The organism is Alterotamlana spongicola, from assembly GCF_035818475.1.
Classification (GTDB): domain Bacteria; phylum Bacteroidota; class Bacteroidia; order Flavobacteriales; family Flavobacteriaceae; genus Cognatitamlana.
This window is the reverse complement of the sequence record NZ_JAYMGV010000001.1, coordinates 386,867-403,138: the sequence shown is the minus strand read 5'-3', so window position 1 is coordinate 403,138 and position 16,272 is coordinate 386,867. Positions and strand designations below refer to the sequence as shown.

The window sequence follows — 16,272 nt, the reverse complement described above, 5'->3', positions numbered from 1 at the left end:
TGCGCTGAGCCAACAATTTATATCATAAAACTAGATATGAAAAGATTTACCTGTATTATAGTTTTAGGCTTTGTTTCCTCCTGTTTGTTTTCCCAAACAAGCTTACCAACTTTTTTTGGAGATCATATGGTTTTGCAACAAAAGAGTAAGGTTGCAATTTGGGGAAAGGATACTCCTGACCAAAACATTGAGATCAGAGGGAGTTGGGGAGAAAAAGCCTCTGTGAAAACTGACAAAGAAGGTAACTGGAAAGTGTTTCTCAAAACAATTGCAGCAGGTGGGCCTTATGCATTGACTGTTAACGGTAGTGAAGAGATTGTGTTTAAGAATCTGCTTTTAGGTGAAGTTTGGCTGTGCTTAGGACAGTCTAATATGGGATGGGCATTACGCAATACGTTTGAAGGTGAAGCTACCATGGCCAAAGCAAAAAACTCCAATCTAAGAATATATAAATCAGATCGTCAGAATTGGCATGAACCTAAAACCGATTGCCCCTCAGGAAAATGGAGTATATCCGGGCCACAATCTGCCGGTAATACATCTGCCGTATCCTATTATTTTGCAGAAAGACTACAAAAAGAACTGGGAGTTCCGGTTGGAATTATTGTTCAGGCTTATGCAGGTACTCCAATAGAAGGATGGATGCCATGGGATGTTCAAAGTGGTAGTAACAGAAGTATTTCGCTTAAAAGTGAACTGGACGAAACCAGTAAGAGACAGGAAGAAAAGCTTGGATTTACTGAAGAAAAAGCATTTAAAACCTATCAGAAACAGTTGGATTTGTATCAAAAGCAAATGGCTGCTAATGATACCATGAAAAATAAAGTAAAAAAGCGGATGCTTCCTGTGATTACAAAACCTGCCAGATTGGGAAATCAATACCCGTCTAATATATACAATGCCATGGTACATCCTTTACTGGGTTACGGTATTAAAGGCATTATTTGGTATCAGGGAGAACGTAATTCAAAAACGGTACAGCAAGCCAGAGATTTTAAAGAACAGTTACAATTGCTGATTGGGTTTTATAGAAAAAAATGGCATGAAATGTCTAATGGAAATGTAAACAAAGACTTTTATTTTTCCATGACACAATTACCCAGTTGGAACCCGGTTCAAACTCAACCGGTAGAAGGGCTTGAAGCGCCTTGGGCAGTGTCAAGGCATGCCATGTTAGAAATTATATCAGAAACACCAAATACAGGCTTGGCAGTGTCTATTGATACCGGAGATGCTTTTCAACTACATCCTAAAAATAAAAAACCTATTGGTTATAGGCATGCATTTAACGTATTACATGATGTGTATAAAAAACCTATTGTAGCTCATGGGCCTTATTTTGATTCACAAAATATAGAAGGAAATAAAATAATACTAACATTTAATAGTGTTGGAAGTGGTTTAATTACCGGTAAAAAAGGAAAACTAAACACATTTGCTATCGCTGGAGAAGATAAAAAATGGCATTGGGCAGACGTGGAGATTATCCACGGTAAAGTAGTGGTTTATTCTGACAAAGTAACAGATCCCAAAGCCGTAAGATATGCCTGGGCAATGAATCCCTCAGAAAGAAATTTACTGTATAATAAAGAAGGTTTACCGGCATCTCCTTTTAGAACAGATACCTGGAAGTTGTTTGAAAAAGGTTCCGATGAGGTTACCGTTTTTAAGCCCAAAAAACCAAAAGGCTATAAAGCCAAAGATTGGGACAGGCCAAAAATGCAATAGAATAATAGTAATAAACAGATAAGAAAACAAATGAAAAAACTAAACTTGACAATACTAATAGGCCTTATGCTAATTGCCAATAGCATAGCGCAAACAAAACCTAATGTTGTTTTGATCTTAGCAGATGATTTAGGCTATGGAGATGTGGGGTATCATGGAGGTAAAGAAATACCCACTCCTAATATTGATGAGCTTGCTGAGCATGGAACAAATTTTTCAGCCGGATATGCTATGGCTCCGGTTTGTGCTCCGTCTCGTGCAGGTTTATTAACCGGACGTTATCAAAACAGATTTGGCTTTGAAGATAATCCGGGAGGCCCTTTCAGACAAACGGTAGATACAAAGCCAGGTATTCCTTTAAATGAACTAACGCTTGGTGAGTTCATGAAAAGCGAAGGTTATAAAACAGCATGGATTGGAAAAGATCATCAAGGTAAGTACGAACAATTTATGCCTTATAACAGAGGGTTTGATTTCTTTTTTGGGTTTAATAATGGTGCCAGCTCATACTTTGTAAAAGGAAATAACAAACAAATGTTATTAAAGGGTAATAAACCGGTAAGAAGCGAACCTGAATACCTAACCGATGCCTTTGGAAGAGAAGCGGTAAATTTTATAGAAAGAAACAAAAAGAAGCCCTTTTTCTTATATGTACCCTTTAATGCTATACATGGGCCATTACAGGCAACACCTAAAGATTTAAAAAAGTTTAAGCATATCAAGAATAAAAAACGCCAAACTTTAGCAGCTATGCATAGTGCCATGGATAGGAATATTGGTAAAATAATTGATAAGCTAAAAGAACACAATCTTGAAGAAAATACACTTGTTATCTTTTATAGTGACAATGGAGGTAAACCAAATGGGAACCACTCCTATAATCATCCTTTAAAAGGACAAAAGGGAACTGTTCTGGAAGGTGGAATACGTGTGCCGTTCGTGTTTCAATGGAAAGGCAAAATAAAAGCAAAACAACAGTTGGATTTTCCAGTTGCAGCTATAGATATTTATTCAACCATTTATAATGCCATTAATAGTAAGGTTGAATTAACAAATGCATTAGATGGTATTAATTTAATGCCTTACTTAAAAGGAGAAGAGAAAGCAGCACCGGCTGACAGGAACATTTATTGGAGATTTTTATATCAATGGGCTATACGAAATAACGAGTGGAAACTCCTTAAGTTGAAAGGAAAAGATAAAGCTGAACTATATCATATTTCGGAAGATATTTCTGAAAGTAAAAATGTCATTGAAGAGTTTCCTGAAGTAGCAAAAAAACTAAAAAATGAGTTTGATTTATGGTCAGACACAATGATTGAACCCCAATGGAGTTATCAGGGGAGTTTTGGAGGTCCAATAAATGTAAAAAAAGCAAAATAAATTAATTAAACGGACTGAAATACTACTTCAATTATACGTCATTAAAAATATAAAACCTCTCAAAAGGCTATATAATTAGGGTGTAATATAAGGTTGTATACTACTTCAACAGCATATTTGCGAATGACGTATTTATAGTGTGTGTTGATTTTAGTCAGTCAAACATATAAAATCTAAATTTAGACAATTAAACTAAACTTTAAACTAAACTGATAATATGAAAACAAAAATTATTTACCTTCTTTTATGCATTCCCGCTTTTCTTTTTGCACAGGAAAGAACGGTTAGTGGTGTAGTTAAAGATGCTTTAGGAGAAGCCATTCCCTTTGTGAAAGTCTCTGTTAAAAACAAAAAACAATCTGCCGTAACAGATATAGATGGAGCTTTTACCGTTAGTGCAAATGAACAGGATGTTCTGGTTTTTAGTTTTTTTACTTATAAAACTAAAGAATTAGAGGCATCTGAAGACTTTGTGGAAGTTGTTCTAAACCCAATGAAAAATGAAGATCTAAATAGAAGAGTAACCCTTGGTTTGGGAGATTCGGAAAAAAGATCATTAACGGGAGCAGAATCTTTTATTGAATCGCCTCTTATTTTTTCAAGTCCTGGAGCAGCTATTTTTGATGGTGTTCAAGGAAATGCTACAGGCGTAAAAGTTTTAATGGATAACCAGCCGGGGGCTCAGGCCAATGTGAGTGTTAGAGGAATTGGTACATTAATGACCAGAGGAAACCCTCTATATATTGTAGACGGTATTTTTGTAGATGAAATAAATGATATTAATAATGAGGATATCGAGTCTATAAATATTTTAAAAGATGTCGCACTTTTATCAACATATGGAAGTAGAGGCGCCAATGGCGTTGTTCTTATTAATACTAAAAGAGGCCATATAGGAGACCTTAAGGTTAAGGCTACAGCGCATTATGGAGTAAAAGATGTGTCGTCAAAAGTAGATATGGCTGATGCAGCTTCTCTACAAGATTATACAGGAATAAGTAATACTATTCCGGAAGAAGTAGACTGGTTTGACGAGTTAACTTCAGTAGGTAAGGTGTTTAGAGGAAATGTGTCATTAAGTGCTGGTTCTCAAAACCTAAAAACTTATGTGAGTGCTGGCTTGTATAATGAACAAGGACTTTTGGATAATGAAAAATATAATAGAGTTAATTTTTCAGGAAATCTTGATTTTGCTTTGTCTTCAAAATTGAATTTTACGTTTAATGGAGCGCTTGCTTTAGTTAATTCTGAAAATAAACCGGTAGGGGCTTTTCAAAATGCATACCAACAGGTGCCAACTTTTGGGATAAGAAATGTAGACGGATTATATAATGGTAATTACGGACCTGGTGGTTTAATATATGGAGACAATCCTATTGGAGATGTGGCATTGTATAACCATGATAATGAAACTAGTATTGTGCGTACAGGAATTAATGCAGATTATAAGGTGTTGGACTTTTTAACGATATCATCAGGGTTTGGTATAAAATATCAAGCAAACCTAGGGAGGTCTTTTGCCGGAGAAACAGAACTAGCAGATCCTAACCATAATGCCGGAGAAACCTATTATTCAGAAAATAGATTAGAAGCCATCCAATATAATTATAATGCTTACGCTACATTTTATAAAACTTTTAAAGAAAACCATAATCTAAGCTTAGTATATGGTATTTCAGGAGATTATAATAGAAGTACCATAGATTATGGTACCGTAAATCAGGTTCCTGAAGCAGAGCATCTTTGGAACTTTCCTATTGGGTTTAATTTTGTTAGAACATTGGGAGGAGAACCGGCTATTGGAGGCATTACACACCCAACATTACGCTTTCAATCGCAGCTGGCAAAACTTAGTTATAACTACAAAGGGAAGTACTTATTTAACCTTTCCGGTAGATCAGATAGCTCAACACGATTTTTAGCCGGAACACACGCTACAACATATGCGATTAGTGGTGGATGGATAGTTTCTGAAGAGCGTTTTTTACAAAACCAAAGCATAATTAATTTTTTAAAGATCAGAGCAGGAGTTGGAGAAGTAGCAAACCAAAGAATTCCCGTTTACAGGTTGCTGTCTAATAGGATTATAGATAATTATATTGGAGCAGAAACACCAGTAGACCTGGATTCAGCTAACGGTTATGAAATCTCTGACATGTCTGATATAGGTGTTGAATTCACTATGTTTAACAGTCGCTTATCAGGAGAATTCAATTACTACAATAGATTTAATAATAATGCGGCATTAGTACGACTTGATAAAGAGAATTTTGATTCAGAAATCCCAGTACATCCTTTCGCAATAGATCCCGCAAGCTACTTTCAAAATGCTGCTAAGATTAGAAATTCCGGATATGAAGTGGCTTTACAGTGGCAAAATACGGTGAATGATAATTTCAGATATAGCTTAGGTGTTAATTTTTCAAAAAATAAAAATAGGGTAAACGCCATTAGTAATGATGGTACGGTACAACTAGACGGTGGTTTTGTAAATGGTAATTATACCAAACGTTTAGCTGTAGGGCAATCTGTAGGTGCCTGGTATATGTATGATGCCATTGGAGTTAATGATTTGGGAGAAATATTATATGAAAACAGAACAGATGGAACACCTACAACAGATGCTAACGAATCTCAAAAACAATTTGTTGGGAACTCTGAGGCTGATACCTTTTATGGTTTGAATTTTGGAATAGTGTTTAAAAATTTCGATTTATCAGTTCAGGCTTATGGTTCTGAGGGAGCAGAAATTTACAATGCTAAAAAGCAAAAAAGTTTAATTGAAGGCGGTAATATAGAACAGGATTTCTATAACAACAGAGCTAATGAGGTAAGCTTTACAGCTAATAAATCGGTGGTGTCTTCATATTTTTTAGAAGATGGTGATTTTTTTAGAATTAATAATATCACACTTGGATATAATTTTAAGAACAAAGTGTTTGGGTTAGAAAATGTGAGATTATATGTAACCGCTAAAAACCCATTTTTGTTTACGGACTATTCTGGGTATTCACCAGAGTTGCCCGGACGAACTTACGGAGGTAATAATTACATAGGTAATTCAGGAATTGACTATAACACATACCCAACAACACGTACGGTTGTAGGAGGCTTTGTGGTAGATTTTTAATATAAAGACGCGATTCAAAAGTAAAGAATTACAGAAGGCAGGTTATATGTCTTATAAATAATAAAACAAACCAAATATGAAAACTAAATTAATATACTTTCTACTACTAATACCTGTACTGAGCTTAGCGCAAATGCAAATAACAGGAACAGTTAAAGCTTCAGATGGTGGTATATTACCAGGAGTGTCAGTAGTAAATCTAAATACAAAATCAGGAGCTGTTACTGATTTTGATGGAAATTATACCATAAATGCAAATAAAGGAGAAATACTTCAGTTCAGTTACTTAGGAACCAAAACCCAGGATATTACAGTAGGGGACAATACTGTAATACATGTGATACTGGAAACCTCAACAGAGAGCTTAGATGAAGTTGTTGTGGTAGGATACGGACAATCTAAAAAACGAGATTTAACAGGGTCTATATCTTCTATTAAGGCCGATGACCTAACCGTACAGCCTGCAGTTAATGCTGTGGAATCTATTCAAGGGTTGGCGCCAGGGATTGATGTAACAGCAGATGGAGCACCGGGAGGAAGCCCGGTAATCAGAATTAGGGGGCTTGGTACAGCTTCTGCTGGTAGGGATCCCTTATATGTGGTTGATGGTATCATTCTAGATAATATTGATGATATTAACCCAGAAGATATAGAATCATTAGATGTTTTAAAAGATGCTTCATCTTTAGCTATTTATGGTTCCAGAGGAGCTAATGGTGTGATTATAATCACCACGAAACAAGGAAAGGTTGGAGCATTTAAATTTAATGTGTCCGCATTTACTGGAGTGAAAGACATGCTGACCAGTGTTGATTTAGCCGGCCCTGAAGATTATCAACAGTATATCATGGAACAAATTTTAGGTGAAGGGCAGGATTTAGCAACAATAAACGCTGGGATTGCTGATTTTGGTCCGGAATATGGCATTTTTGACCCGTCAGTGCCATCACCAAGTAGGACTGATTGGTTTGATGAAATTACAAGGCTGGGAAAAATACAGAACTATAATGTGTCTATCTCAGGAGGTACTAAAAAAGTAACAGAATATTTTAATGCTGGTTTTTATAATGAAGAAGATATTATTAAAAGAAATGATTTTAGAAGATATACCTTTAGAAACAATTTAACTTTTAATATTACAGATAAGTTAACTTTTAAAAATACATTATTATTTTCCATACGAGAATCCAATCAAATTCCAAATAACGTGTTTTCTAGAGCTTATAGACAAGCTCCTATTGCACCAATTTATTTAGAAGATGGTTCTTTTTCTACATTAAACAATGAGAATTATTCAAATGCAGGGCATCCTATTTCACTAATAGAAAGGACTAATGATAGGTCCAGTATGAAGCAACTTACAGGTGGGTTTACTTTAGACTATAAGTTAAATAGAAATTTATCATTCAAAACCCATTTTGGTTTTACAAGAAGATTTCAAACCGTAAATACGTTTAATGTAAATAATGATGATTTGGAGAATTCTCCGGATTTTGACCCTGATGCTGATCCAATAATTGTATTAAATACCAGAAAAATGCAAAATACAAGATGGGTACATGATTTTTATGGAACTTATAACAAAACATTAGGAGGTATTCATAATGTGAAAGTGTTATTAGGAACAACAACAGAACGTATTCATAATAACACCACTCTTGGAGGGCGTTATACAGGTGTACCTTTTGGAGATTTTGATTTTAATATTTCTGATGGGAACATTACAACTATTAGGTCAGGTGTATCTCCTGTACGTTCTTTACGGTCATATATTACAAGAGTAAATTATGATTATGATCATAAATATTTATTAACGTTAACGGGAAGACGTGATGGGTCCAGTCAATTTAAACCAGGTCATAAGTGGGGTAACTTTTACTCTGTAGGTGCAGCATGGGTAGTTTCAGATGAGAACTTTATGAGTAACGTAAACTTTGTAGATTTCTTTAAAATTAAAGGAAGCTGGGGTGAGTTAGGTAATCAAAATGTTAGTTTACAGGTGTTAACTTTTGCATCAGATTTAAATTATGCAACCGGGCCTAATAATGGGTCTTTCCAACGAGTAAATCAAGGCTCTTCAATTACCCAGATTTTAGACGAAGACCTGTCTTGGGAGGTTACCAGAGAATTTAGTGTTGGAGCAGAGTTTAAAATGTTTGACAATAGGTTAACAGGAGGTTTTGATTATTATAATAAGCTAAACACCAATGCTATTTTACAAACAACTTTAGAAGGAACATTTGGAGCTTCAAACAGGCCGTTCACTAATTTGGCAAAAATCAGAAATGAAGGTAAAGAAATTTCATTGGGGTGGAGAGATAAAATTGGGAAGGATTTTACCTATTCCATTTCAGGGAATTTTTCATATAATAGAAACGAATTAGAGGAAATACTTACTGAGGCTAATATTCAAATTCCGGGAGGTATAATAGGGCAGGGTTCTATACAAACCAAACTTTTAGATGTTGGGCAACCTATTGGGTCATGGTTTTTAGCAACGTATTTAGGTGCTGACCCACAAACAGGAGATCGTGTTTATAAAGATTTGAACGAAGATGGTACAGCTATTGGCGATTTTGCAGATCGTGAATTCCATGGATCGCCATTACCAAAATACAATTATGGTATTAATATTAATTTAAACTATAAACAATTTAGTTTGGTGGCTCGTGGCTATGGTATTGGTGGTGGTAAAATATATAATGGTAAAAAGCAATTGCGTTATACTTATGAGAATATTGAGCAAAGTGTGTTTGATAACCGTTGGACTACACCCGGACAAATTTCATATGAGCCTAGAGCAGTGGGCAATGATAACAGACCATCGACCTATTATTTAGAGTCCAGTGACTTTTTTAGAATCAACAATATTACTTTAAGTTATGTTTTTAAAAACTTTATAGGCTTAAACCGCTTAAGGTTATATGCCACAGCTAAAAACCCATTTATTTTCACAAAATATTCTGGATATAATCCGTCATTATCCGGAGGAGAAGGGACTTCAGATCCAACTGTAATTAAAGGAGATCCTTTAGGAAATACAGGTTTTGAGTTTAATGCTTATCCGGCAACGAAGCAGTTTATTTTTGGAACACAAATTAATTTTTAATACAACATATTATGAAGACACATATTTCTAAATATATAGCAATCATATTGATCATTGGAATTGTATTCAATTGTAGTGATAATGAGTTTATTGATGCAGACCCCGTTAGATTGACGGTAGATGAAGCTTTACAAAATGCGTCCGTAGCTGAAGAGATGGTATATGCCACCTATAATGCTATGCTTTTAGGGGCCTACACCGGTATCCATTGGATATACGCCACAACGGTACCTAGTGACAACGCTATAGCCGGAGTTAGTGGTAATAATAAAAACGGAAATGTTATTGACGGAATTGAAGAAATTAACGGTTCTTTAGGAAGCCTTAACCCAGTATGGACATCACACTATTCTGCAATTACTAGAGCAAATTATGTTTTAAAGTTTGTTCCGGAACTAGATAATGTTGAGGATAACCTTAAAGAACTGTATATAGCAGAAGCCCGTTTTATAAGAGCCATGACCTATTTTAGGCTATTAAGAGTATTTGGGGGGGTGCCATTAGTAGACCACATATTAACACCAGGTGATGCGGATGATAAAATTGTGGCTAACGTAAGGGTTTCTAAAGAAGAACTATATGAATTTATTATTGATGAGCTTACTGAGGTAGCTGCCAAATTACCAACAAGAGAAGAATGGGATGAAGCTCAATTAGGTAGAGCTACAAGTGGAGCAGCTTTGGGCTATTTAGCAAAAGTATATATGTATGTTTCCAGTGACCAGCAATACAATGGACTAGGAGAGGTAAATGGAAAGGGAAGTTTAGAGAATTGGAGTTTATGTCATCAAGCCACTTTAGATGTGGAAGCTTTAGGTTATGATTTAGATTTTACTTATGATAAATATGGTGTTAATGGTGGTGGGCCAAATATGTTAGCATCTGTGGCATGGTTAGTTTATGCAGAGAATAATGTAGAATCTGTATTTGAGATACAAGGAAATCAAGGATTTGCAAACAATGCTGCGCCGGTTATTAACTATTATAACTGGGCGAGTTCAGAAAGAATCAATTTGGGCGTACCTAGTGATGAGATTGTAAAACTATATGAGTTTTCAGATAGGCGTTTAAATGCTACTATAGTTGGTAAAAATAATAGAGCGTATTTTGATTTAACAGGTCAGGGAACTGCAGGAACACGATTAAGATATTTTGATAATAGATTAGCTCCAAATAGAGAGCCATATGATTTCTTTTGTCCTAAATCATATGTAACAAGTAACAAAAACATAAATCCAAATGCGTTTAATGGTCAAAGAAATAATAAGAATATAAGAACCTTACGTTATGCCGATATTTTATTAATTCGGGCAGAAGCTGCAAATGAATTAGGACAGACTGCTGATGCAGAAGCTACTTTAAATAAAATAAGATTAAGAGCTTTTGGAGATAATTCTCATGATTACCCTACTACTGATGATATTAATAATATCCTTCCAGGAACAGGTGGCGATCAGTTAAAAAGTGCCATCTGGAGAGAACGTAGATTAGAATTGGCATTTGAACATGATCGTTGGTTTGATCTGGCCCGTCAGGGAAGAAGGGAGCAAGTAACGAATGATTATTTAGAATCAAGAGGAATGGATAGGGCATATCAATCTCCCAAGAATGATGTTTTTCCAATTCCAATTATTCAAATTTTACTTAGTAGTGAGCTGTTGGAACAAAACCCAGGCTATTAATATAAAATTGAAATATTAAAAAAGAGAAGTTAAAAATAACCTGTTAATGTTAAAGAATATTATTAAGGTAGAAAAAACATTAAATGAAGTTTATTAAGGCATATAAATATAATGTAATCACTTTTTTTATCGCTGTGATTTGTTTAGGGTGTGCACATAAAATTGTGGCAGGAGAATCTGGTGCTAAAGACAAAAAGGTTAAACTCTCGGATGAGGAATTACTTGAAAAGGTGCAAAAACAAACCTTCAAATACTTCTGGGATTTTGCCGAATCTAACACCGGTATGGCTCATGAGCGGTCTACCTCAAAGAAAGGAAGAAAGCAAAGAGTAACCTCCGGAGGAACCGGTTTAGGATTAGCAGCATTCCCGATAGCCGTAGAAAGAGGATGGAAAACCAGAGCACAGGTGTTAACCCGTTTAGAGAAGATGCTTAGTTTTTTAGAAAACACAGATACGTTTCATGGGGCATATGCGCATTGGTATAGTGGTACTTCTAAAAGAGCAGTAAGATTTAGTAAGCATGATGACGGAGGAGACATTATTGAAACCGCTTTTTTAATAGAAGGATTATTGATTAACAGACAATATTTTAACAAGGATACAAAAAGAGAACAAAATTTAAGAAATCGAATTAATAAGATATGGGATGCTGTTGAATGGGATTGGTATGTACAACCTGGTGATGATATTTTAACATGGCATTGGTCTCCTAATTATGGATTTCAAAAGAATCATAAAATTAAAGGACATCATGAGGGACAAATAGCATATATCTTAGCAGCATCCTCTAATACACATAGTATTCCGGCATCTGTTTATCATAATGGATGGGCACAAAAAGGAAGTATTGTAAAGGATAGAAATCACTATGGCTATGATCTGCCTTTAGGGCCAAAGTTTGGAGGCCCACTCTTTTTTACCCATTATTCGTATTTGGGCTTAAACCCAAAATTGCTAGAAGATAAATATGCTAATTATTGGACGCAAAATGTTAATCACTCCAAAATCAATTATACGTATTGTGTAGAAAATCCAAAAGGTTATAAAGGCTATGGAGAAAATTGCTGGGGATTAACAGCCAGTGATGGAAATAATGGCTATTCTGCGCATAGTCCAACTAATGATAGAGGTGTTATAACCCCAACAGCAGCATTATCATCATTTCCTTATACTCCAAAAGAATCAATGAAAGCATTGCGTTTTTTTTATGAAGAACTGGGAGACAAAATTTGGGGAGACTATGGTTTTACAGATGCTTTTAATTTACAAGAAAATTGGTATGATTATCAATATTTAGCTATTGATCAGGCTCCAATAATTGTAATGATTGAAAACCACAGAACAGGATTAATTTGGGATCTATTTATGAGTTGCCCGGAAATAAACAAAGGCTTAGAAAAATTAGGCTTTGCAAAACTTTAATTATAGAAAGATGAAAACGAAAAACGCAATTTTTTTAGCATTTATACTTGGAATAGTATTTATCTCTTTGTTAGCATTCAATTTTAACGACAAAAAAGAAACCGCTTTTGAAAGCTGGAATGCAGATGACAAAGCCATGAACGCAAAAGTAGATTCATTGCTTTCTGTGATGACCTTAGATGAAAAAATTGGTCAAACTGTACTTCTAACAAGTACAAGAGATGTTACAGGGCCATCAGTAAATGAAAATTATGAAAAACTAATAAAAGAAGGTAAAGTAGGTAATATTTTTAATGCTTACGAAGCCAGTTTTACAAGAAACCTTCAGAAAATGGCGGTTGAGAATACACGCCTTGGAATACCATTGTTATTTGGTTATGATGTGATTCATGGACATAAGACCATTTTTCCAATTTCTTTAGGAGAATCAGCAAGTTTTGATTTGCAAGCTATTGAAAATGCAGCAAGAATAGCTGCTGTAGAGGCTTCTGCCGAAGGTTTACACTGGACCTTTGCACCAATGGTAGATGTTGCCAGAGACCCTAGATGGGGGCGTGTTTCAGAAGGGTCAGGCGAAGATGTGTATTATAGTTGTGAAGTCGCAAAAGCAAGAGTAAAAGGCTTTCAAGGCGAAGATTTAAAAGCCACAAATACTATTTTAGCATGTGCAAAGCACTATGCTGCTTATGGTGCAGCTCAGGCAGGTCGTGATTACCACACCGTAGACGTTTCAGACCGGGAATTAAGAACCACGTATTTACCACCCTTTAAGGCCACAGTTGATGCCGGTGTAGCTTCATTCATGACATCCTTTAACGAACTGAATGGTGTACCGGCAACAGGAAATAAATACCTTTTAAAAGATATTTTGAGAGATGAATGGGGGTTTAAAGGTTTTGTTGTTACAGATTATCAATCAATCAATGAAATGGTACCTCATGGCATTGTAAAGGATGAAGAAGAAGCTGTGAAATTAGCCATAGATGCCGGTGTAGATATGGATTTGCAAGGCGAAGTCTATTCAAAGCATTTAAAAGGCCTTATAGAAAATGGAACTGTACCCGTTGAGAAATTAGATACAGCAGTAAGACGTATTTTAGAACTAAAGTATGCTTTGGGCTTATTTGAAGATCCATATCGCTATTCTGATGAAGATAGACAAAAAAAGTATGTAATGTCTGAAGGACATTTGGAAGCAGCAAGAGATATGGCCAGAAAATCTATGGTACTGTTGAAAAATGAAAACCAAACATTACCATTATCAAAAAATAAAAAAATAGCATTGATTGGTCCGCTTTCAAATACAGAGAGAGATATGATTGGATCATGGTCAGGAGCAGGAAAGCACAAAGATGACCCCGTAACGGTGTTAGAAGGTTTTGTGGAAATGATAGGAGCTGAGAATGTTATTCATGCAGAAGGCACAAAACTGTCACGTTATATGAAGCGAACTGATGCGCCTATAACCAGTGGTTTTTCAGAAGCTATAGCTGCCGCTAAAAAAGCAGATGTAATTGTTGCAGCAATGGGGGAACTTCAAAATATGTCTGGTGAAGCATCTTGTAGAACAGATTTGGACTTACCGGGAAATCAAAAAGAATTATTAAAAGAACTTAAAAAACTAAATAAACCTATTGTATTAGTGCTTTTAAGCGGAAGACCATTAACTCTTGAATGGGAAGATAATAATATGGATGCCATTTTAGAAGCCTGGTTCCCGGGTACTATGGGAGGGCATGCCATTGCAGATATTGTTTTTGGAGATGCCGTTCCTTCAGGTAAGTTACCGCTTACATTTCCCAGAAGTTTAGGTCAGGTGCCACTTTATTATAATATGAAAAATACAGGTAGGCCAATTAAACCTAATGTTAAAATAAATACCTATAAGTCGATGTATTTAGATAATCCTAATACACCGCTATACCCGTTTGGTTATGGATTGAGCTATACAACATTTGAGTATAAAGATTTAAAGTTAAGTAATGATCAAATAACAAATGAAAAAGGTATTAAGGTTTCAGTTGATGTTACTAATACAGGTAATTATGATGGGGAAGAAGTTGTACAGCTATATATAAAGGACATTGTAGGTTCTGTTACTAGGCCTGTTAAAGAATTAAAAGGCTTTCAAAAAGTTTTAATTAGAAAAGGAGAAACAAAAACTATAGCCTTTAATTTAAGCATTGAAGATTTAAAGTTTTATGATATAGATATGAATTTTGTAGCCGAAAAAGGAGATTTCAAAGTTTTTGTTGGAGGTGATTCAGAAGCAAAACTAACAAGTGGTTTTTCATATAACTAGATGAGAATTAAAACGAAGCATATAGCATTAATAGCTGCAATTGTAGCTGTGGGTTGCAAAACCCGCAGTGAGGTTGTATCAGAAAATATCTCAATTAATAAAGATCATAAAACCCCCAATGTCATTTTAATTTTTGCAGATGATATGGGATGGGGAGATGCCAGCTATAATGGACGTAAAGATATTTATACACCAAACATTGATGAGATAGCAAATCAAGGTGTGACCTTTACTCAAGGATATGTTTCGGCATCTGTATGTGGGCCTTCACGTTCAGGAATGCTAACAGGAGTGTACCAACAACGTTTTGGAGCAGGAGAAAATATGAGTGCTACCGGGTACCCGGATTTATCAAAAATGCGATATGCAAAGGCAGGAATTCCGGCAAGCCAGTCCCTGTTTTCTGAAGTTTTAAAAGATGAAAATTATAATACAGCAGCAATTGGCAAATGGCATGTGGGTATACATCCTACATTACAACCAAATTCCAGAGGCTTTGACTATTATTACGGATTTTTAAACGGAGCACATGATTATTATGAAGCCAGTAATGATTTTGTTAAAAGTAAAGGGAAATGGCCTTTGTTTAAAAATACAGAAGTTGTTAAAGATTATGACGAAACATATTTTACAGAAACATTTAGTAAAGAAGCAGTAAACTATATAAATAAAGTAGCAAAAGACAAAAATCCATTTTTCTTATATGTAGCTTATAATGCAGTACACCATCCCTGGCAGGTACCTCAAAAATATATTGACAGGGTTAAGCATTTGAGCAATTCAAAGGACAAGCAGGTTTTTGCAGCTATGTTATTGGCCATGGATGATGGTGTAGGAGACATGATGCAAGCCTTAAAAACACATGACATAGAAGATAATACTGTTGTTATTTTTGTAAGTGATAACGGTAGCCCCAGAGGACAGGGTTTAAAACCAACAAAAAAGGATTCGCAGGTAAAATATGCAGATCATAAAATGTCCAGTCCGGGGTCATTCAGAGGGTTTAAGGGAGATACTTTTGAAGGGGGTATCAGAGTACCTTTTATTATGAAATGGCCAGGAGAAATAATGCCCGATACCTCATATGATCTACCGGTTAGTACACTGGATTTACTGCCTACAATAGCATCATATATAAATGCTGATCCAAATAAACAAAAAGGATTTAAGTATGATGGTGTCAATATATTACCCTATATAAAAGGAGAAAAAGGTAATGAGAGACCTCATGAAATCATGTATTGGAGACGCGATAATGATTACGCCATAAGAAAAGGGGATTGGAAATTAACATGGAATAATCATAGTGTTGGGAAACTCTCAAAAGCCAAACAAGGCAAATTAGAACTGTTCGATTTAAAAGCAGACCAAGAAGAGCGTTTTGATCTTTCAAAATCCCACCCTGAAAAGGTTAAAGAATTACAACATCTATTTGATTTATGGGATACCAAAAATCCAGATAGTAAATTATGGAACCCCCCGGTTAACAGAAAATATAATTATAAATAATAAGT

The 16,272-nt window shown here is 35.3% G+C and carries 8 protein-coding genes; all 8 read left to right on the top strand.

Going from position 1 to position 16,272, the window contains the following annotated elements; translation table 11 throughout:
• Positions 1-36: 36 nt before the first annotated feature.
• The 8 genes from VOI54_RS01735 (at position 37) to VOI54_RS01700 (ending at position 16,267) form a co-directional block, all read left to right on the top strand.
• Positions 37-1,728, top strand: a complete 1,692-nt coding sequence (locus tag VOI54_RS01735) for a sialate O-acetylesterase (RefSeq protein WP_326281005.1) — start codon at positions 37-39, stop codon at positions 1,726-1,728.
• A 30-nt stretch (positions 1,729-1,758) separates the two neighbouring features.
• Positions 1,759-3,111, top strand: a complete 1,353-nt coding sequence (locus VOI54_RS01730) for a sulfatase-like hydrolase/transferase (protein ID WP_326281004.1) — start codon at positions 1,759-1,761, stop codon at positions 3,109-3,111.
• A 217-nt stretch (positions 3,112-3,328) separates the two neighbouring features.
• Positions 3,329-6,241 carry a SusC/RagA family TonB-linked outer membrane protein gene (locus VOI54_RS01725; protein ID WP_326281003.1) on the top strand — a complete coding sequence of 971 codons (2,913 nt, stop codon included), beginning with the start codon at positions 3,329-3,331 and terminating at the stop codon, positions 6,239-6,241.
• Between the two features lie 76 nt (positions 6,242-6,317).
• A complete protein-coding gene (locus tag VOI54_RS01720; RefSeq protein WP_326281002.1) occupies positions 6,318-9,350 on the top strand; it encodes a SusC/RagA family TonB-linked outer membrane protein in 3,033 nt (1,010 codons plus the stop codon).
• 11 nt (positions 9,351-9,361) lie between these two features.
• Complete coding sequence (locus tag VOI54_RS01715; protein ID WP_326281001.1) at positions 9,362-11,032, top strand: RagB/SusD family nutrient uptake outer membrane protein; 1,671 nt, start codon at positions 9,362-9,364, stop codon at positions 11,030-11,032.
• A 92-nt stretch (positions 11,033-11,124) separates the two neighbouring features.
• Entirely contained in the window at positions 11,125-12,456 is a 1,332-nt protein-coding gene (locus VOI54_RS01710) for a glucoamylase family protein (protein WP_442809377.1), read from the top strand.
• A 10-nt stretch (positions 12,457-12,466) separates the two neighbouring features.
• The gene (bglX, locus tag VOI54_RS01705) at positions 12,467-14,758 is read left to right on the top strand and encodes a beta-glucosidase BglX (protein ID WP_326280999.1); all 2,292 of its coding nucleotides are present in this window, start codon (positions 12,467-12,469) and stop codon (positions 14,756-14,758) included.
• Complete coding sequence (locus VOI54_RS01700) at positions 14,759-16,267, top strand: sulfatase-like hydrolase/transferase (protein ID WP_326280998.1); 1,509 nt, start codon at positions 14,759-14,761, stop codon at positions 16,265-16,267.
• Positions 16,268-16,272: the final 5 nt, after the last annotated feature.